This is a genomic window from Caballeronia novacaledonica (assembly GCF_900258035.1).
GTDB lineage: Bacteria > Pseudomonadota > Gammaproteobacteria > Burkholderiales > Burkholderiaceae > Caballeronia > Caballeronia novacaledonica.
The window spans coordinates 40198-59920 of the sequence record NZ_OGTP01000004.1 but is presented as its reverse complement, the minus strand read 5'-3'; the positions used below and the strand labels follow the sequence as shown (position 1 = coordinate 59920).

At 61.4% G+C, this 19723-nt stretch carries 18 protein-coding genes and 1 riboswitch; of the genes, 5 read left to right on the top strand and 13 right to left on the bottom strand.

Annotated features, from left to right (window positions below):
* Positions 1–27: 27 nt before the first annotated feature.
* The 7 genes from NOV72_RS08265 to NOV72_RS08235 all read right to left on the bottom strand — a co-directional run bounded on the left by NOV72_RS08265 (position 28) and on the right by NOV72_RS08235 (position 6516).
* Positions 28–1353: an epoxide hydrolase family protein gene (locus tag NOV72_RS08265; RefSeq protein WP_106854115.1), complete on the bottom strand. Its 1326-nt coding sequence runs from the start codon at positions 1351–1353 to the stop codon at positions 28–30.
* Complete coding sequence (locus tag NOV72_RS08260; protein WP_146149962.1) at positions 1347–1772, bottom strand: hypothetical protein; 426 nt, start codon at positions 1770–1772, stop codon at positions 1347–1349. The genes NOV72_RS08265 and NOV72_RS08260 overlap by 7 nt, the downstream gene beginning before the upstream one ends.
* Positions 1773–1976: 204 nt before the next feature.
* A complete protein-coding gene (locus tag NOV72_RS08255; protein WP_106854113.1) occupies positions 1977–2648 on the bottom strand; it encodes a response regulator transcription factor in 672 nt (223 codons plus the stop codon).
* Positions 2626–3036: a response regulator gene (locus NOV72_RS08250; protein ID WP_106854112.1), complete on the bottom strand. Its 411-nt coding sequence runs from the start codon at positions 3034–3036 to the stop codon at positions 2626–2628. The genes NOV72_RS08255 and NOV72_RS08250 overlap by 23 nt, the downstream gene beginning before the upstream one ends.
* Entirely contained in the window at positions 3033–5405 is a 2373-nt protein-coding gene (locus NOV72_RS08245) for a PAS domain-containing protein (RefSeq protein ID WP_146149961.1), read from the bottom strand. The genes NOV72_RS08250 and NOV72_RS08245 overlap by 4 nt, the downstream gene beginning before the upstream one ends.
* A 158-nt stretch (positions 5406–5563) precedes the next feature.
* On the bottom strand, positions 5564–5983 hold the full coding sequence (locus NOV72_RS08240; protein WP_106854110.1) for a hypothetical protein: 420 nt from the start codon (positions 5981–5983) through the stop codon (positions 5564–5566).
* Positions 5980–6516, bottom strand: a complete 537-nt coding sequence (locus tag NOV72_RS08235; protein WP_106854109.1) for a tautomerase family protein — start codon at positions 6514–6516, stop codon at positions 5980–5982. Before NOV72_RS08235 ends, NOV72_RS08240 begins: the two co-directional genes overlap by 4 nt.
* A 109-nt stretch (positions 6517–6625) precedes the next feature.
* On the opposite strand from NOV72_RS08235, the gene NOV72_RS08230 reads away from it, so the two are divergent.
* Together NOV72_RS08230 and NOV72_RS08225 are read left to right on the top strand one after the other, a co-directional pair.
* Complete coding sequence (locus tag NOV72_RS08230) at positions 6626–7642, top strand: GlxA family transcriptional regulator (RefSeq protein WP_106854108.1); 1017 nt, start codon at positions 6626–6628, stop codon at positions 7640–7642.
* Between the two features lie 208 nt (positions 7643–7850).
* Positions 7851–8498 (top strand): cysteine hydrolase family protein, encoded by a 648-nt coding sequence (locus NOV72_RS08225; protein ID WP_106854107.1) that lies wholly within the window; start codon positions 7851–7853, stop codon positions 8496–8498.
* 35 nt (positions 8499–8533) lie between these two features.
* Here NOV72_RS08225 and NOV72_RS08220 read toward each other — a convergent pair whose 3' ends face one another.
* The gene (locus NOV72_RS08220) at positions 8534–9442 is read right to left on the bottom strand and encodes a LysR family transcriptional regulator (protein ID WP_106854106.1); all 909 of its coding nucleotides are present in this window, start codon (positions 9440–9442) and stop codon (positions 8534–8536) included.
* Between the two features lie 110 nt (positions 9443–9552).
* Here NOV72_RS08220 and metE point away from each other — a divergent pair, with 110 nt between their 5' ends.
* Positions 9553–11844, top strand: a complete 2292-nt coding sequence (metE, locus tag NOV72_RS08215) for a 5-methyltetrahydropteroyltriglutamate--homocysteine S-methyltransferase (RefSeq protein ID WP_106854105.1) — start codon at positions 9553–9555, stop codon at positions 11842–11844.
* A gap of 29 nt (positions 11845–11873) precedes the next feature.
* On the opposite strand, the gene cobF is transcribed toward metE, so the two are convergent.
* On the bottom strand, positions 11874–12644 hold the full coding sequence (gene cobF / locus NOV72_RS08210; protein ID WP_106854104.1) for a precorrin-6A synthase (deacetylating): 771 nt from the start codon (positions 12642–12644) through the stop codon (positions 11874–11876).
* A 92-nt stretch (positions 12645–12736) separates the two neighbouring features.
* A riboswitch (adenosylcobalamin (AdoCbl) riboswitch) is annotated at positions 12737–12886 on the top strand.
* 4 nt (positions 12887–12890) lie between these two features.
* Between cobF and NOV72_RS08205 the strand changes: the two genes are divergently transcribed.
* Both NOV72_RS08205 and NOV72_RS08200 read left to right on the top strand, forming a co-directional pair.
* Positions 12891–13100, top strand: coding sequence for a CbtB domain-containing protein (locus tag NOV72_RS08205; protein WP_106854354.1), 210 nt, complete (start codon positions 12891–12893; stop codon positions 13098–13100).
* A gap of 10 nt (positions 13101–13110) precedes the next feature.
* Positions 13111–13839, top strand: a complete 729-nt coding sequence (locus NOV72_RS08200; protein WP_106854103.1) for a CbtA family protein — start codon at positions 13111–13113, stop codon at positions 13837–13839.
* Between the two features lie 107 nt (positions 13840–13946).
* Here NOV72_RS08200 and acnB read toward each other — a convergent pair whose 3' ends face one another.
* The 4 genes from acnB to tauA all read right to left on the bottom strand — a co-directional run bounded on the left by acnB (position 13947) and on the right by tauA (position 19524).
* The gene (acnB, locus tag NOV72_RS08195) at positions 13947–16532 is read right to left on the bottom strand and encodes a bifunctional aconitate hydratase 2/2-methylisocitrate dehydratase (RefSeq protein WP_106854102.1); all 2586 of its coding nucleotides are present in this window, start codon (positions 16530–16532) and stop codon (positions 13947–13949) included.
* Between the two features lie 196 nt (positions 16533–16728).
* Positions 16729–17616 carry an ABC transporter permease subunit gene (locus tag NOV72_RS08190; protein ID WP_483862438.1) on the bottom strand — a complete coding sequence of 296 codons (888 nt, stop codon included), beginning with the start codon at positions 17614–17616 and terminating at the stop codon, positions 16729–16731.
* Positions 17617–17626: 10 nt separating this feature from the next.
* Complete coding sequence (locus NOV72_RS08185) at positions 17627–18445, bottom strand: taurine ABC transporter ATP-binding protein (protein WP_106854101.1); 819 nt, start codon at positions 18443–18445, stop codon at positions 17627–17629.
* Positions 18446–18480: 35 nt separating this feature from the next.
* The gene (gene tauA, locus NOV72_RS08180; RefSeq protein WP_106854352.1) at positions 18481–19524 is read right to left on the bottom strand and encodes a taurine ABC transporter substrate-binding protein; all 1044 of its coding nucleotides are present in this window, start codon (positions 19522–19524) and stop codon (positions 18481–18483) included.
* Positions 19525–19723 lie beyond the last annotated feature (199 nt).

Here is a 19723-nt window from a genome sequence, read left to right as displayed (position 1 = left end):
GTTCATGATTGCTCACCCGTGAGCTTGTCACCGCAGCGACTGGAAGCTCGCTCTAAGCTCTTCCGTGAAGGCCTTCGGCTGCTCCCAGGCGGCGAAATGCCCGCCTTTGGGCAGACGGTTGTAATGAATCAGTTTGGGATAAGCCTGCTCTGTCCAACTCCGCGGAGCGGCGTAAAGCTCGTCCGGAAAGACACTCACGGCAACAGGAATGCCGACGTGTTTCGGCGCAAAGAAGTTGAGCTTGTTTTCCCAATACAGCCGAGCCGAAGAGATGCCCGTGTTGGTCAGCCAATAGAGCGTCACGTTGTCGAGCACGTCGTCACGCGAAAGACCTTCCGGTTGTCCATCGAATACACGCGAAATGAGCGCGAGGCTGGCCGCATCGTGATCGAGCATCCACGACGCGAGGCCGACAGGCGAATCCTCGATTCCATACAGCGTCTGCGGCCGGCCCGCCATTTCCTGCGCATAACCGAGACCGTGCTTGTAGAAGAAGTCGAGCTGATCGAATGCGTGCTTCTCGTCGGGTGACAGACCGGCGGGAGCCGGGTCGCCGAACTTGAGTGCCTTTGCGATATCGTCGGGCACGGTCGCCGGCATGTTGGTATGGATGCCGAGCAGTCCCGGCGGTGTGAGCAGCGCCATCTGTTCGGTGACGGCATTGCCCCAATCACCGCCTTGCGCGACGTATCGGCTGTAGCCGAGGCGCTGCATCAGAACGACCCAGGCGCGCGCGATTCGGGCAGGATCCCAGCCCGTTGCGGACGGCTTGCCGGAGAAGCCGTAGCCGGGTAGCGACGGAATCACGACATCGAAGGCGTCGGAAGGCGTTCCGCCGTGTGCCGTCGGATTGGTCAGCGGCCCGATGATTTTCATCTGCTCGATGATCGAGCCCGGCCAACCGTGCGTGACGATGATCGGCAACGCATTCTGATGTTTCGAACGAACGTGGATGAAGTGAATGTCGAGGCCGTCGATCTCCGTGACGAACTGCGGCAGCGCATTCAACCGCGCTTCGACCTTGCGCCAGTCGTAGCCCGTCGCCCAATAGCGCGCGAGCTTTTGCACGGTCGCGAGTTGCACACCCTGCGATGCGTCCGTCACCGTCTCGCGCTCGGGCCATCTCGTCGCCTTGATACGTCTGCGCAGTTCCACGAGTTGCGCTTCCGGCACATGCACGTGAAGCGGACGAATAGCGGTCTTGTCACCACCCGCCGATGGCGCGACTTCGGTGATAGCCTGCGTGCTTTCTGCGAAGGCGAGCTTGCTCAATGAAGTCGCCGCGATGGCAGCCGCCGCCACGCCCACGAAGCGGCGACGCGACGGCGTCTGGGGATCGATATCTTTCAGCATAAGAAATCCTGTTGAGAATAAGACTGCGTTTCGCGCCACGACATGATCGCGAAGGTTGCAATGCACACGCTTTTGCCGATGCATTCGACGGTGGAGACAAGAAGAGCGATCGAGATGTATCGACCGTATTCGATGGGCAATGCTGGCGCGATCGCCAATACGCTCACGGCGCAGATGAACGTGAATGCCTGGCGAGCGAAGGGCACGTCGGCGATGGCGGCCACACCGATGAAGATCATCACGAGCTTTGGCGCCAGCACGAAGAGCAAGCGATTCGAATCGATCGAAGCACCGGTATCGAGCGGTATCTCGATCAGCGATCCGATACAGATCGTCGCGACAAACGCCTTGAACAGGCGCACCGGTCCGGTGGCCAAACCGGCAGCCTCTTCCGAGACACGTTGAGGAGATGCACGCATGACCGAAACCTGACGGTTGTCTTCACAACGCAAAGGTATTTCAAAGGCAGTGCGCGTTCTACTATACGAAGGTATTGGCGATACCTTCGTATTGGTGAGAGTCGACGCGGCTCCGTTCAACGCCGGAGTGGAGAAATGCAGGCGAGCGGGGAAATGTGATACGCGTGAACCGCCGTGCAGCGGTCTACGGCAGAGGCCTCTTGTTCATGCCGCTTCTTCGAGCATTGCACTCGACGTGCGGCCCGGTTGGAGCCGTTGCGCCATGTTTATCAGATCGGCGAGCGAGTGCGCGTTCATCTTTCGCATCACCTGCCCGCGGTGCGCCTTCACCGTGATTTCGCTGATGCCCAACTCGAATCCCACCTGCTTGTTGAGCAGTCCGCACACGACCAATGCCATGACCTCGCGTTCGCGTCGGCTGAGCGATGCGTAGCGATCCGCGAGCACCTTCATCCGCGCCGCTTCGGACAATGCCACGCGGCTGCGCTCGATGGCCAGGCGGATCGCATCGAGCAGTATCTCGTCATCGAATGGCTTGGTGAGAAATTCGACCGCGCCCGCCTTCATGGCCTGTACCGTCATCGGAACATCGCCGTAGCCGGTGATGAAGATGATCGGCATCTCCGTACGCTCCGACGCCACATGGTTCTGCAACTCCAGGCCGCCGAGATCGGGCAGGCGAATGTCCAGCACCAGACAGTTTGGAACCGTCGCGCGTGGACGCCCGAGAAAGTCCTGCGCCGACGCATACGTTTCGGCCTCGAACCCGGCGTAGCGAATCAGCGCTTGCAGCGACTCACGCACTGACACGTCATCGTCGACGATGAAGACGACCGACTCGCTCCGTTCATGTTCATTGTCGATGGCCGGTGTCATTACGATCTCCAATCACGGCACCGCCGAGCGCAGCGTGGATGGCCTCCAGCAAGACGATATCGCTGAACGGTTTGCACAGGCATGCGACTGCACCTTGTTCGAGCACCTGCGGGCATAGAACGTCGTCCGCATGCGCACTCATGAAAACGATGGGAATGTTATGCCCGCGCCGTTGCAGTTCGCGCTGCAGGTCGCAGCCGGACATGCCGGGCATATCGATATCGAGCACCAGACAATGTGCCTGGTCGATATAGCCGGAGGCCAGAATCGCCTCCGCCGACGCAAACGCCGCGACTGCAAAGCCGAGTTCGCGCAGCAACTCGCTCAGCGATTCGCGCACGGATTCATCGTCGTCGACTACCGCGACAACTGGGCGTTGAATCGTCATGGGCTTTCGGCGTATGGGACGGAGAAGGCAAAGGTCGCACCGAAGCGCTCGTTCGAGGTAGCCGACAATCGGCCGCCATGACGCTCGACGATGTAACGGCTCACCGACAAACCAATGCCCATTCCCTCTCGCTTGGTCGTGTAGAACGCATCGAAGAGTCTGGCCGCGCGCTCCGGCTCGAAGCCCGCTCCGGAATCCGTCACCGCGAGTCTGATGCGATTGTCATCGTCCCGTTCGACGTTGACGAGTATGCGCCGCGGACGATCGCCCACACCTTGCATCGCCTCTATCGCATTGAGCAGAAGGTTCAGCATGACCTGCTGAAGTTGAACCTTGTCACCTGTGACGGCAGGAAGGTGACCGGTCGTCTTGAACTGCAACACGATCTGTTTCCTGCGGATTTCGCTGCGCAGCAGTTCGATGACTTCGCGCGCGGCTTCGGCCAAATCGACGGCGCCGGACATCACGACCTCTTTCCTGAACATCGCTCGCAGACGTGTCACCACTTCGGAAGCGCGGTTTCCGTCCCGGATGGTACGCAGCGCGGTTTCCAGCGCACCTTCGACATTGGGCGGCTCCGCGCTCAGCAAGCGCTGCACGATGCGCGCATTCGTCATGATGCCGGCCAGCGGCTGATTGATCTCGTGTGCGATCGAAGCCGTCAGCGCGCCCAGCCCGTTGACCCTGCTCACATGGGCCAGCTCGGCGCGCAATGCATCGAGCGCTTCTTCGGACTGCCTGCGCTCGGTGACATCCTGCACGGCGCCCATGTAGTCGCGTTCACCATGCGGACCAGACGTAGCGTGCGCCTGCATGCGCACGTATTTGACCGCGCCATCGGGCAGGAGCAGGCGGTAATCGCAATCCAGATCCTTGCCGTCTTGCGCCTGTTCCAGCGCGTTCTGCACGATATGACGATCGCCCGGGTGAACGCGCGCCGTGACGAGATCGATCGTCATGCGCGTCTCCAACTCGACGCCATAGATTCGATAGAGCTGCTCCGAGCAACTGATCCCGCCAGTCGACGGGCGCCAGCAGAAGCTGCCGCTCAAACTCAACTGCTCCACTTTCGCCATCAGCGCCGCGCTTTTTCGTAGCTGCTCGTCGGCCTGCCTGCGTGCGGTGATGTCGCGCGTCACGCCCAACTGCACGATGGATCCGTCGCTGCCGCATAACGGCGCAGCATGCGTTTCCATATGACGACGTTCGCCATTCAGCGTGATGAGGTCGAATTCCAGAAAGCCCGTTTTGCCCGAGCAGATATCGCGATTAAATTCGATGTACTGATCACGATGATCCGGAGCGACGAAGTCGTAGAAGCATTTTCCGATGAGCGCCTCCGAAGGCGCGCCCGCCAGCGCGCTGCCGGCTGAATTGATACGCAACAGCGAACCTTCGCGTGTGATGACCTTCACGCACTCGGGCGTCGTGTCGACGATCGTACGAAAGCACTCTTCGCTTCTTTTCAGCGCGAGGTCGCTCTGCGCGCGTTCTATCGCGACGCCGATGATGTGTTTGAACTGCGCGATGAAATTGCGCTGAAACGGCGTGGGATAACCCGGCGTCGACGAATAGATGGTGAAACTGCCCAGGACTTCATTGGCTCGCGACAGGATCGGCGTAGCCCAGCACGCGCGTCGTCCATCGGCTAGACTCTGCTCGCGCCACATGCGCGACCAACGGGTTTCCGATGCGATATCCGGAACGATAACCTGCGCCCTGAACGACGCCGCCAGATCGCAAGGTCCCACGTGACTGCTGACGTGACGTCCGCGCGCCTCGGCTTCGACGTGAATGAAGCTCGGCGCGCCCACTCGCAGCGGCGTCATGTCGTCGGGAACAGTCAGGGAGATGCCGCATTGGCAGCCGTCCGCAATCTCTTCAGCGAGCTTGCACAAGCCATCCAGCACTTTGTGCAAGGGCCTCCCCAACGCGACCATTTCGAGCAGCCGCTTTTCGCCCGCAAGCAGCGCCTCGGCACGTTTGCGATTGTCGATTTCGCTGTGCGTGACGTACCAGCAAACAATACGAGCCTCGTCGTCTCGCAGCGGATAGCCCTGAACCAGACACCAGCGATAGACGCCGGCAGTGATGCGAAAGCGACACTCGAACGCGAAAGGCTCACCCGTTGTTAACGACGCATGAAACCGGGCGACGACTGCGTTCCGATCGTCGCGATGAATCGAATCGTTCGTCTGCCATGCCCGCCATTGCGCGTGACGGTTGGCGTGATAGACCTCGCCGTCCGGTGTATAGAGAATAGCCGGTATGGGCAGGCTATCGATCATCCGCCGGAAATCTTCAGCGCGCGTGCGGCGCTCATCATCTCGATCGGCAATGGACTGCGGCCCACTCTCGGCAGCAATCACATTGTCACCTTGCCTCGAATAACGTTAGCTATGCGTAGCATAGTTTTCTCTCATCGATCTTTTAGTGCATATGCACATATTACGGCTCGCTGCACCGGTTGGCAAGCGTTATCTATGGCAGACAGGAAGGAAATGTATGACGATTAGTTCCGGAACGATCATTCGGAATCGGCCTGCGATCCCGTCAAATACAGGTCGCGAAAGCGCTCTTCGACACGCTCTCCCATCAGCTTCGAAAACAGCATCGCAGCGTCGAGCGGGCGATGATTGATCACGACAGCGTCGGCTTCGCCCTGTTCGTTCACGTGTGCGATAAGCAGAGTTTCGATCGGCATTCCCTGAATCTGCGAGCGATAGGACTCCATATACAGGCCATTACCTATCATGCCCTTGTAACTGTGGTGCTGAAACTCGTAGAGCGAGACCGCGTGCCTGATCACCGCCATGATGTCAGCCCGCCCTTCGACCGGTCGTTTCAGAACGGTCGCCTCCAGCGTCGCGTCTTCGGCAAGCCGCGCCAGCCAGAACGGCAGGCCGCCTTCGGGCGTCATGACAGGCGCTGTATCGTTGAATTTCATATCGGCTCTCCAACGGTGGTGTGAGCGTCGGCAGCGCCCGCTTCCATCATGATGCGTGCTTTTTCTCGTCTCCTGCGCGCGAGTCGCGCCTCGCCGACGCTCCGCTCGGACTCGCCGGCCAGCAGCGCATGAATGTCGGGCAACGTGTAGATGGCGCCGCGACTGCCCCAGGTTCCGTCTGGAATCTCCGTCGGGAAGACCCAGACGCGCGGCGCGACTTCTTCGAACGGTCGGTTCTCGGCGCGTGCCACCGCTTCCGTGACCGCTTTCACCAATGCTCTGCGAGATTCGTTCGTGTATTGCCCCTCGGGCGCCGAAGGAATGATGCGATAGCGCGCCGTCTTCGAACGCTCTCCGCCGACGAATACCGCAGCCGGCCGATGCAGATGAAACACGGTCACGCCGCGCGCGATCGGATTGTTTCGATCGTAGCCCTCTGCTTCGATCAGGATGTCGGTCAATTCGTTGACGAGACGTGCTCCCGCTTCAGGCGTCAAGGCATCTTCGGACCACAACGCATCGATCATTGGCATGATGTCACTCCTTTTTCAGCGAACTCGGTTGCCCGATATTCGGCCTTTACCGGTCGAACCGGAAGTGGCAGTATCGCCATTGTTAGCGGCATTTCGGACACACTCTAAAATGATCACGATACGAATCTGGGTCTATGACGGCATTCTCGCGTCGGGCGTTTCCGGGCCCATCGACGTTTTCAGCGCCGCGAATCATCTGAGCGTCAGGGTAGCGGCGCGTGGGTCCAAGCCTGCTCCCAGATTCGCGTGGCGTGTGGAATCGCTCGACGGACAGCCGGTCACGGCGGCTTCGGGTCAACGCATTTCGGTGGACGGGAAAATCGATCCACGCAAGCGCGCCGATGCCATTCTGCTGACGGCGCCGTTTTTCGCCAACATGGACGAGTTCATCGGCCAACGGGAACAATTGGATGCGCTGTCGTCGGCATTACGTCGGCAACGCAAGGCGGGCGCCGTGGTGGCCGCGTACTGCACCGGCAATTATCTGCTTGCCGAAGCGGGACTATTGGACGGTCGCGTCGCCACCACGCACTGGGCCAAGGCGGCGGACTTCGCCCGAAGATATCCGCACGTCGAACTTCGGGCGCGGGAAGTTCTGACGTGGCAAGACGGCATCGTCTCGGGCGGTTCGGTCACGTCCTATCTCAACCTCGCCGTCCGTCTGGTCGACATGTTTGCAGGCGAAAAGCTCGCCGCGCTCACCGCCAAATCGATGTTGATCGACATGAACCGCACTTCTCAGGCTTCGTACGCGAAGCTGCTCGACGATCACGGACATGTCGATTCACTCGTCGCACGAGCGCAGCAACGCATGGAGGCGACACTCGAACAGGGGTTCCGGCTGAGCGAGCTCGCTGCGTGGCTCGCCGTCAGCGAACGGACGCTCAATCGCCGTTTCAAGCAGGCAGTCGGTCTTGCGCCGCTGACGTACTTGCAGAACCTGCGTATAGAAGTAGCCAAGCAGTTGCTGGAATCGAGGCCGATCGGCCTGGACAAGGTGAGCCAGCGTGTAGGTTATGGCGACCTCAGCACGTTTCGGCAATTGTTCAAACGCAAGACGGGACTCTCGCCGAGCGCGTATCAGATGCGAGTTGGTCGCACCGCCGTGACGCACGAACGCGAGTGATATCGCGCGAATCGTTAATCGTGCGTACGATTCCGGTTGAATCATTCGGCACGTTTCCTACACTTTGTCTAATTTGCTTAAGCGATGCTTCACCGGGCACTAGTTCGTCCGTGTGTCCGCCTTGTGAACGACTTCGAGAAATCCTGCGCAAGCGGCGCCTGTCATCCGATTGCACGTCGCGCAGACTTCACTGTCTGGAGCCCGAACCATGAAATACGATCCGGCCGACACGGCCGTAGTGTTTATCGATCCACAAATCGATGTGCTCAGCCCGCAGGGAAAAAACTGGGGCGCTGTCGGAGCCAGCGTGACGGAGAACCGAACCGTCGAGAACATGCTGGAAATCTTCAAGGCCGCGAAAGCGTCGAAGTTCGCCGTCTTTATCTCGCCGCATTATTTTTATCCGACCGATCGTGCATGGAAGTTCAATGGCCCGCTCGAAGCGGACGAGTTTGCAACCGGCACGTTTGCTCGCGCGGGCGCGCTGAACCTGAGCGGATTCGAGAAATCGGGCGCCGACTGGCTCGAAGAATTCAAGCCGTATATCGAGGATGGAGAAACGGTCGTCGTCAGCCCGCACAAGGTTTTCGGTCCTCAGACGAATGACCTCACGTTGCAGCTTCGAAAGCGAAATGTACGCAAGGTCGTGCTCGGCGGCATGCTCGCCAACATGTGTGTCGAGTCTCACTTGCGCGATCTGATCGAACAAGGTTTCGAAGTTTTCGTCGTCTCCGACGCCACGGCGGGGCCACGTCATCCGACGTGGGGCGATGGCTATAAGGCCGCGATGATCAATTATGCGTTTCTTGCGCATGCCGTCGTCAAGACTCAGGATGTGGTCGAGGCGATGAAGTGATGGTGCGCCTTCGCTGCTTCTGACGTCCAAGGCCCTCACGTCCTGATACGCGCCCGCTTCCAGTCCGCACCGCGAGCCAGCGCGATGAAAGCCGCGAGGTAATCGATAGACCTATCGCTCTCCCGCACGCCGAGATAAATCTTCTTCGCGATGCCCTTCTTGCCGAGCTTCACCGGCGTGATGGGCATACGGTCCGCATATTCTTCGGCGAGCCAGCGCGGCAATGCCGCCACGCCGCGTTCGCTCGCCACCATCTGCATCATGATGTCCGTGGTCTCGATGACCTTGTGGCGTCGCGGCACCACGTTCGCCGGCGTCAGGAACCGCGTGTAGATGTCCAGCCGGTCCGTCTCCACCGGATACGTGATGAGCACTTCCGATGCAAGCTGCTCGGGCGTCACATAGGCGGCCGTAGCCAGCGCATGATTCTCGGCGACGACCAGCACCTGCTCATAATCGAACACGGGTTCGAATTTCAGTCCGTCCTTCTTGAGCGGATCGGGCGTGACGAGCACGTCGATATCGAAGCCAAACAGCGCGCCGATGCCGCCGAACTGAAAGCGCTGCTTCACGTCCACATCGACGTCGGGCCAGCGGGCGAGATACGGCGACACGACCTTCAGCAGCCACTGATAACACGGATGGCACTCCATTCCGATGCGCAACGTGCCGCGCTCGCCCTGCGCATACTGCTTCATGCGCATTTCCGCCTGCTCGAACTGCGGCAACATGCGATTCGCAAGGCCGAGCAGATAATGCCCCGCCTGCGTGAGCCGCATGCTGCGTCCTTCGCGCGTCCAGAGGGGCGTGCCCAGTTGCTGCTCCAGCTTCCTGACCGTATGACTGAGCGCGGACTGCGTGAGATTGAGCACGTCGGCTGCGGCGGTCAGCGAGCCCTGCTTTTCGACTTCTCGCACGACCATCAGATGACTACGTTCCAGCATCGCTGCTCCATGAAGAAAGTTAATCGATGCATGAAAACATTCCATTTTTATTCATGCTTCAAAAATTCTATCATCGACTCCGATCTATTCTCTTCGGACGACATCGCACGATGGCCACGACACACAACCTGGGTTTCCCGCGCATCGGCGCGAAGCGTGAACTGAAGTTCGCACTCGAACAATACTGGAAAGGCGAATCGTCGCGCGACGCGCTGAAGGCGACCGGCGCCGAACTTCGCAAGCGCCACTGGAAGGATCAGGCGCATCTGAACTATGTGCCGGTCGGCGACTTCGCGTTCTACGATCAGGTGCTCGACATGAGCTTCACGCTCGGCAACCTGCCCGAACGCGTGCGCGACTTTCACGGCGATACGCTGGACAACTATTTCCGCGTCGCGCGCGGCCGTTCGGCGCAGGGCGAGCAAGAGCACGCCGCGTGTTGCGGCGGCGTCGCGGCTGGCGAGATGACCAAGTGGTTCGATACGAACTATCACTACATCGTGCCCGAGTTCGATGCGAACACGCAGTTCAAGCTCGATACTTCGCGACTCATCGAACAGTTGAGCGAAGCGCGCGCTCAGGGCGTGAACGCGAAGCCGGTCATCGTTGGTCCGGTCACGTATCTGTGGCTCGGCAAAGCGAAGGACGACAGCGACAAGCTCGCGCTGCTGCCGCGCATTCTGCCGGCGTATGCGGCGCTTCTGGATCATTTCGCGGCGCAGGGCGTGGACTGGGTGCAGATCGACGAACCGGCGCTCGTCACCGAGCTCGATGCGAAATGGCGCGATGCGTTCGTCACCGCCTACGATGCGCTGTCGGCGCGCCGCGTGCGTCTGCTGCTCGCGACGTACTTCGGTCGGTTGCAGGAGAACCTCTCGCTTGCATGCAAGCTGCCTGTCGATGGCCTGCATGTCGACGCAATCAACGCGAGTGACGAAATCCAGGACATCGTCGCGCAATTGCCTGAAACGGCTATCGTGTCCGTCGGCGCGATCAACGGCCGCAACATCTGGAAGAGCGATCTCAACGCGACGCTGCAATGGCTGGAGCCGCTGCATCGTCAGCTTGGCGATCGTCTCTGGGTCGCGCCGTCGTGCTCGCTGCTGCACGTTCCGGTCGATCTGAACAGCGAGATCAAGCTCGATGCCGAAATCAAGTCGTGGCTCGCGTTCGCGCTGCAAAAGCTCGATGAACTGAACGTGCTCGCCGGCGCGTTGAACGACGGCCGCGCCTCGGTCGCCGACGCGCTCGCCGCGAACGCCGCCGCGATCGAAAGCCGTCGCCAGTCGCCGCGCGTGAACAATCCCACTGTCAAGGCTGCAATCGCGAAGATCGATGCAGCGCACGGCAAGCGTCAGAACGCCTACGAGCAGCGCGCGAAGAAGCAGGCCGCCATTCTCGGCTTGCCCGCTTTCCCGACGACGACCATCGGTTCGTTCCCGCAAACGGGCGAGATTCGCCACGCGCGCAGCCAGTTCAAAGCGGGCGAACTCGATCAGGCCGGCTACAAGGCCGCGATGGAACGCGAGATCACACGCGCCGTGAAGGAACAGGAAGCGCTCGGTCTCGACGTGCTCGTGCATGGCGAAGCCGAACGCAACGACATGGTCGAATACTTCGGCGAACAACTCGATGGCTACGCGTTCAGCCAGTTCGGCTGGGTGCAATCGTACGGTTCGCGCTGCGTGAAGCCGCCTGTTCTGTTCGGCGATATCAGCCGTCCGAAGGCGATGACGGTCGAGTGGATTCAATACGCGGCATCGCAGACGAACAAGCCGATGAAGGGCATGCTCACCGGTCCCGTGACGATCCTGAACTGGTCGTTCGTGCGCGACGATCAACCGCGCTCGGTGTCGTGCTATCAGCTCGCACTCGCGATCCGCGAGGAAGTGCTCGATCTGGAAAAGGCCGGTGTCCGCGTGATCCAGATCGACGAAGCCGCGCTGCGCGAAGGTCTGCCGCTGCGCCGCTCGCAATGGAACGAGTACTTGCGCTGGGCGGTCGAATCGTTCCGCATCACGGCGAACGGCGTGCAGGACGAGACGCAGATCCACACGCACATGTGCTATTCGGAGTTCAACGACATCATCGCGTCGATCGCGGATATGGATGCCGATGTCATCACCATCGAGACATCACGCTCCGACATGGAACTGCTCGATGCATTCGATGAATTTCGGTATCCGAATCAAATCGGGCCGGGCGTGTATGACATTCACTCGCCGAACATTCCGAGCCAGGAACATATCGTCAATCTGATGAAGAAGGCGGCCGAGCGTATCCCCGCCGAGCGCTTGTGGGTGAATCCGGATTGCGGCCTGAAGACGCGTCAGTGGGAAGAAGTCATCCCGGCGCTAAAGAACATGGTCGCGGCTGCGCAGACCTTGCGACAGTCCGTGTGATCGTCGAACGCGGATCGAGTTTTCGTTTGTCAGTCTTTCGGCTGCGTTCGCCGCTTGAGGAGGTACGTGTCCATGATCCAGCCGTTGCGGGCGCGCGCCTCGGCTCTGACTCGTTCGATGTCGTCCATCACTTCGCGCAGCTTGCCTGCGATGAGGATTTCGTCTTCGGTGCCCACATAGGCGCCCCAGAAGATATCGACATCTTCATCCGCAAGCTGTCGAAATGCATTCTGTGCATCGAGCATCACGACGACGCTGTCGACATGCTTCGGAAAGCCTTCCGCGATGCCTCTGCCGTTCGTGATCTCGACCGCGCGCCCGATCGTGTTGAGCGCGACGCGGTGCTTCGCCGCAAGCGCCTGAACGCTGCTGATGCCGGGAATCACCTCATACTCGAACTGATGCCGTCCGCTCTCGTCGATGGCTTCGATGATGCGCATCGTGCTGTCATAGAGCGACGGATCGCCCCACACGAGAAACGCGCCACATTCGCCGTCGCGCAGTTCTTCCCCGATCAGACGTTCGAACACGGCTTGCTTCTCGTGGTTCAGCGTTTCGACTGCATCGACATAACTCGCGGCGTCGCGTTGACGCTCCGGGCTCGTCGCCTCGACGATCCGGTAGTCGCGTTCCTTCACGTATCGCTCGATGATGTCCTTGCGCAACTCGACGAGCTTCGCTTTCGCCACGCCCTTGTCCATCACGAAGAAGACGTCGGCGCGGTTCATCGCGTTGATCGCCTGAACGGTGACGTATTCCGGATCGCCCGCACCGATTCCGATGATGAGGATTTTCTTCACTGATTGCTCCAGTTGCCATGTACGCGCAAGGCTCCAACGGTACTCATGCGATGCCCGTCGCGTCAATGCCGGCGATGCGCGCGCGTTTCGGGCGTAGAATTCGAGCGGTACGCTGGAAGGAAGCCGGTGCAAATCCGGCACGGTCGCGCCACTGTAATCGGTTTGCGTCAGAATCGAAAGCCAGACCCGTCCGCGTGCTGTCCTCAATCGTCTTAGGGGCGCGAAACCCCTGCGGAGATGTCTGCAATGAACACCACGATTTCTCGCCCGGCCACCGTGCCGGCGCCCATTCCACTCGGCGAATTGCTGCCCTGGGCCGTCTTTGGCGGTCTGATCCTCCTGATCGCCATTTACTTCGTCGGCGCCGAGGAAGGCGCGACGTCCATCGTTCCCGGCATGTACGTGCACGAGTTCGTTCACGACGGGCGGCACCTGCTCGGCTTTCCCTGTCACTGAAGAGGCGCATATGGTCGGAAAACTATTGGCGCGCGGCATGCTGGCAGGCATCGTCGCGGGACTGCTCACGTTCGGCTTCGCCAAGACGATGGGCGAGCCGCAGGTCGATCAGGCAATCTCCTTCGGGGAGAAACTCGACGCGGCAAAAGGCGAAGCGCCCGAACCCGAACTGGTGAGCCGGCGCACGCAGGCGGGCATCGGCTTGTTCACGGGTGTGATGACCTATAGCGCCGCGATGGGCGGCATCTTCTCGCTCGTGTTCGCGTTCGTCTATGGCCGCGCGGGACGTTTGCAGGCGCGCCCGCTTTCGGCGCTGCTTGCGCTCGCGGCATTCGTCTCGATCGTGATCGTGCCGAATATCAAGTATCCGGCGAGTCCGCCAGCCGTGGGCGACCCCGAGACGATCGGCTATCGGACCGGCTTGTTCTTTCTGATGGTCGCCATCTCGATCGCCGTGATGGTCTTCTCGCTGAAAGCGCGCCGGCGCCTCGCCGCATCGATGAGCGAATGGAACGCGTCGATCGTCGCGGGGCTTGGGTTCATCGTCGTGATCGGCGTGATTCAGGCGGTCATGCCGGTGATCGACGAAGTGCCCGCCGACTTTCCGGCTGTCGTGCTCTGGAAGTTCCGGACCGCGGCCATCGGCATGCAGGTCATTCTGTGGACGACGATCGGCCTGCTCTTCGGCGCACTCGCGGAGCGAGCCATGCGCGTTCACGGGCATGCGCAGGCTGCGTGATTTCCGTAGTGAACTGAGTCGCGTCCGGATGCCGCGCGAAAAAAAACGCGCCGCAGAGCTTTCACTCTGCGGCGCGATTGCATCTCGCTACGACGAAAACAACGTGCTTACATCTTCACGGTGTCGGCCACTTCCCTGAAGTCTTCGATCTGATCGAAGTTCATGTACTTGTAGATCTTGTCGCCGTCCGCGTTGAGCACGCCCATGTCGGCCATGTACTCGTCCTTGGTCGGAATCTTGCCCAGACGCGAGCAGATCGCGGCCAGTTCCGCCGAACCGAGGTACACGTTCGTGTTCTTGCCAAGACGATTCGGGAAGTTGCGTGTCGACGTCGACATGACCGTCGCGCCTTCGCGCACTTGCGCCTGATTTCCCATGCACAGCGAGCAGCCCGGCATTTCCGTACGCGCGCCCGCCGTGCCGAACACGCCGTAGTGGCCTTCCTCGGTCAACTGCTTCTGGTCCATCTTGGTCGGCGGCGCCACCCACAGCTTGACGGGAATGTCGCGCTTGCCTTCCAGCAGCTTCGACGCCGCGCGGAAGTGACCGATGTTCGTCATGCACGAACCGATGAACACTTCGTCGATCTTGGCGCCGGCCACGTCGGACAGCGTCTTCACGTCGTCCGGATCGTTCGGGCAGGCGACGATGGGCTCGTGGATGTCGGCCAGATCGATCTCGATGACGGCGGCATAGTCGGCGTCGGCATCCGGCGACAGCAGTTGCGGGTCGGCCAGCCACTGTTCCATTGCGGTGACGCGGCGCTGCAGGCTGCGCGGGTCCTGATAGCCCTGGGCGATCATCCACTTCAGCAGCGTGATGTTGCTGTTGAGGTATTCGATGATCGGTTCCTTGTTCAGATGCACCGTGCAACCGGCGGCCGAGCGCTCGGCGGACGCATCCGACAGCTCGAACGCCTGTTCGACCTTCAGATCGGGCAAACCTTCGATTTCGAGGATGCGGCCCGAGAAAATGTTCTTCTTGCCTTGCTTGGCGACCGTCAACATGCCTTGCTTGATGGCGTACAGCGGGATTGCGTTGACCAGATCGCGCAGCGTCACGCCCGGCTGCATCTTGCCCTTGAAGCGGACGAGCACGGATTCCGGCATGTCCAGCGGCATCGTGCCGGTGGCCGCCGCGAACGCGACGAGGCCCGAACCCGCCGGGAAGCTGATGCCGATCGGGAAGCGCGTGTGCGAGTCGCCGCCGGTGCCCACGGTATCGGGCAGCAGCATGCGGTTCAGCCACGAATGGATCACGCCGTCGCCCGGACGCAGCGCGATGCCGCCGCGGGTGCTGATGAAGTTCGGCAGCGTCTGGTGCGTCTTCACGTCGACCGGCTTCGGATAGGCGGCGGTGTGGCAGAACGACTGCATGACGAGGTCGGCCGAGAAGCCGAGGCATGCGAGGTCCTTGAGTTCGTCGCGTGTCATCGGGCCGGTGGTGTCCTGCGAGCCGACCGAAGTCATCTTCGGTTCGCAGTACGTGCCCGGGCGCACGCCCTGGCCTTCCGGCAGACCGCAGGCGCGGCCGACCATCTTCTGCGCCAGCGAGAAGCCACGGCCGCTGTCGGCCGGCTGCTGCGGCAGGCGGAACAGCGTCGACGCGGGCAGACCCAGCGCTTCACGCGCCTTGGCCGTCAGTCCGCGACCGATGATGAGCGGAATGCGGCCGCCGGCGCGCACTTCGTCGAACAGAACGTCTGACTTGACCTGGAATTCGGCGATCACCTCGCCGTTCTTCAGCGCACGGCCTTCGTACGGGCGCAGTTCGACGACGTCGCCCATTTCCATATTCGATACGTCGAGTTCGATCGGCAGGGCGCCGGCGTCTTCCATCGTGTTGTAGAAAATCGGGGCGATCTTGCCGCCCAGACACACGCCGCCGAAGCGCTTGTTCGGCACGAAGGGGATGTCTTCGCCCGTGAACCACAGCACGGAGTTGGTGGCCGACTTGCGCGAGGAGCCGGTGCCGACCACGTCGCCCACATAGGCGACCAGATGGCCCTTTTCCTTCAGCGACTCGATGAACTTGACCGGACCGCGCTTGCCGTCTTCTTCCGGCGTGATGCCGGGACGGGCGTTCTTCAGCATCGCCAGCGCGTGCAGCGGAATGTCCGGGCGCGTGGTCGCGTCCGGCGCCGGCGACAGGTCGTCGGTATTGGTTTCGCCCGTCACCTTGAACACGGTGATGGTCAGGCTTTGCGGCACTTCCGGACGGCTCGTGAACCACTCGGCTTCGGCCCAGCTTTGAATCACGGCGCGGGCGTTGGCGTTGCCCTTGTCGGCGAGTTCCTTGACGTCGTGGAACTGATCGAACATCAGGAGGGTTTTCTTCAGCGCTTCAGCGGCGACCGTGCCGACTTCGGCGTCGGACAGCAACTCGATCAGCGGCTGGATGTTGTAGCCGCCCAGCATCGTGCCGAGGAGTTCGGTTGCGCGGGCGCGCGAGATCAGCGCGCAGGCGGTCTCGCCTTTGGCGACGGCGGCAAGGAAGCCCGCCTTCACACGGGCGGCTTCGTCCACGCCGGCAGGCACGCGGTGAGTGATCAGGTCGAGCAGGATCTGCTCTTCGCCGGCAGGCGGATTCGTCAGCAATTCGACCAGTTCGGCGGTCTGCTGAGCCGTCAGCGGCAGGGGAGGAATGCCGAGCGCGGCGCGTGCGGCTACGTGAGCACGAAAATTTTCAAGCATGGGGGACCGTTCGTATTGCGTTTCAGGGAAAGGCTTTCAGACACACCGAGGCTGTTCCGGGCACTGCGTTTATCGCCATTCTAATTGAGACAGCTTGCCTCGTCAAATGTCTTATGTCTTATGTCTTATACAAGACTTGGAGGAAACTTCTCGACGGCTCTTCACGCCCGAACAGTTCTGCAAGCCCTTCCCTAACTCACACGCGCCCTTTCCACGGCACCATCGCCTTCTCCAGATAACGCATCAGCAGATCGAAGCACAGCGCGAAGAAGCCGATCACGATGATGCCCATGATGACCACATCGCTCGCCAGGAACTCCGCCGCGTTGAGCACCATGAAGCCCAGGCCGCGCGTCGAGGCGACCATTTCCGCCGCGACGAGCGTCGTCCAGCCCACGCCGATGCCGATGCGCATCCCCGTGAAAATCTCCGGCAGCGCCGACTTGAGAATCACGTGGATGACGACCTGCGTGCGCGTCGCGCCCATCGAATAGGCCGCGTGAATCTGCTCGATCGACACCGAACGCACGCCCGCGCGCGCGGCGATCGCGAGCGGCGCGAAGATCGCCAGATAGATCAGGAAGACCTTCGAGAACTCGCCGATGCCGAACCAGATGATGATGAGCGGCAGATACGCGAGCGGCGGCAGCGGCCGATAGAACTCGATCGGCGGATCGAACACGCCGCGCGCGTGGCGCGAGACGCCCATCATCACGCCGACCGGAATCGCCGTCGCGCACGCGAGCGCGAACGCGCCGAACACGCGCAACAGGCTCGCTACGATATGTTCGGCGAGCGTCGAGTTGGCGAAACCTTCGCTCGCCACCGAGAGGAACTTCGCGAACACCGCTTGCGGCGACGGCAGGAAGAGCGGCTTGATCCAGTGCATGCCGGTGATCAGGAACCAGCCCGCCAGCAGCACGGCGACCGTCGCGATGCTCATCGCGAGGCTGCTGCCGTAGCCCGGCACGCCGAACGTGTCGCCCGGTTTCACCGGCTTTTTCTTCGACTGCCGCGCGGGTCTGCCGGGCGGACGGCGCGATGCGCCGAGTTCCCGGTCGATCGCCGGACCGGGCACGGTCATCGATGCTCGCTTATCCATGATGAAGCTCCTCGGCAGCGTGATGCGCGGCGCGCTCGTCGCCGTAGATGATGCCGAGCACGCGCTCGCGCATCTCGATGAAATCGGGACTCGACTTGATCGCGCGCGCATCGCGGGTGGCGAGGAAGCGGCGGTTGAAGTCGAGATCGTAGCTATGCGTGATGCGGCCCGGACGCGGCGACATCACGATCAGCCGGCTCGCCAGAAAAAGCGCCTCCTCCACGCTATGCGTGATGAAGAAAAGCATCTTCTGCGTGCGCTGCCAGACATCGAGCAACAGTTCCTGAATGGTCTCGCGCGTGAGTGCGTCGAGCGCGGCCATCGGCTCGTCCATCAGCAGCATCGCGGGATCGCAGGTCAGCGCGCGCGCGATGCCCACGCGCTGCTGCATGCCGCCCGACAACTGATAGATCATGTGCCGGTGGAAATCCTGAAGCCCGACGAGCGCGAGATTGCGTTTCGCGAGCTCCTCGCGCTGCGCCTTCGGCACGCCTTGCAACTTGAGTCCGAAGGTGGCGTTGTCGAGCACGTTGAGCCACGGCAGCAGCGCATGCTTCTGGAACACGACGCCGCGATCGGCGCCCGGTCCTTCCACCGGCCTGCCGTTGAGCAGCATCTCGCCCGACGACGGCGCGATGAAGCCCGCCATCAGCGACAAAAGCGTCGTCTTGCCGCAACCCGACGCCCCGAGCGCGACGACGAATTCGCCATCGCCGATCGTGAGATCGATGCCATCGAGCGCATGCACGCGCTCGCCCGGGCGTCGTCCGGGAAACATCACACTGACGTTTTTCACCTGCATGCAGCCCATATGTCCTCCCGGACGCGGATGTGGCAAGGGACTCTTCATTTGAGCTTTTCGGCTGCCTCGACATATTCGGCCGTCACGTACTTCGAATAGTCCGGCAGCACCGCATTGACGCGCTTCTGCTGCTTCAGGAAGTCCGCCGTGTCCTTCAGCGCGAAGGCCGCGCGGCTCGACACGCCGCCGCCGAGCCATTGCTTCGACGCCTGCTCCTGCGCCGACGGATAGCCGTACAGCGCGAGCGATTCCGGCACGTCGGCGGGCGCGCCGCCGATCGTCTTCGCGATCGCGGAAGCCTGTTGCGACTGCGCGCTCCACTTGGACGGATCGCTGCGATATTGCTGATCGATATCGGCAATCGCCTTGACGAACTTCGCCATGAAGTCCTTGTGCGCCTCGCCCCACGCGCGATCGACCGCGATGCCGTCGAAGGTCGGCTTGCCGAGCTTCGACAGGTCGCCCGACGTGATCAGCACCTTGCCGCTTTTCTTCAGTTGCGAGAGCGCCGGGTCCCACACATAAGCGGCGTCGATGTCGCCGCGCTCCCACGCCGCCGCGATCTGGTTCGGCTGCATGTTGAGAATCTTCACCGACGACGGATCGATGCCCCAGTGCTGCAGCGCAAACATGGTGTGATAGTGCGTCGTCGAGACGAACGGCACGCCGATGGTCTTGCCCTTCAGATCGGCCGGCTTCGCGATGCCCGAGCCGTTGCGCACGATCATCGCCTCGGCTTCGTTGATGTTGTCGAGAATCCAGAAGAGTTGCGCGTCCACGCCCTGACTGACGGCGGCGGCGAGCGGACTGGAGCCGATCACGCCGATCTTGACGTCGCCCGAGGCCATCGCGGTCGCCACTTTCGCGCCCGATTCGAACTGACGCCAGTTGATCTTGTAGCCGGTGGCCTTGGCGATGGAACCATCGGCGATGCCGACGACCCACGGATCCACGATCTGCTGGTACGCGATCGTCACTTCCTTGTCTTCGGCATGGCCGGTCTGTGCGATGCCCCACGCGCACGCGGCGATCGCGAGCGAGGCCAGCGCGCGCGCCGGCGCGAACGTTCGAAGCAGCTTGCCGGGCATGAATTTCAAGCCGGAGACGCGGATCGTTTTCATGAGCTTTCCTGGAGAGGTGGAGAATCGGGGAGCGCGTGCGCGGCGTTCCCTGTTCCGGTGCAGGCTCGTTGCGCTCGCAGCGAGCCGATGACCGAGTATCCACAGCGAAAAATCCGGAAAGTTAGTGCCAGACGAAACCAATCGTTGGGTCCACATCGGGCGTGTA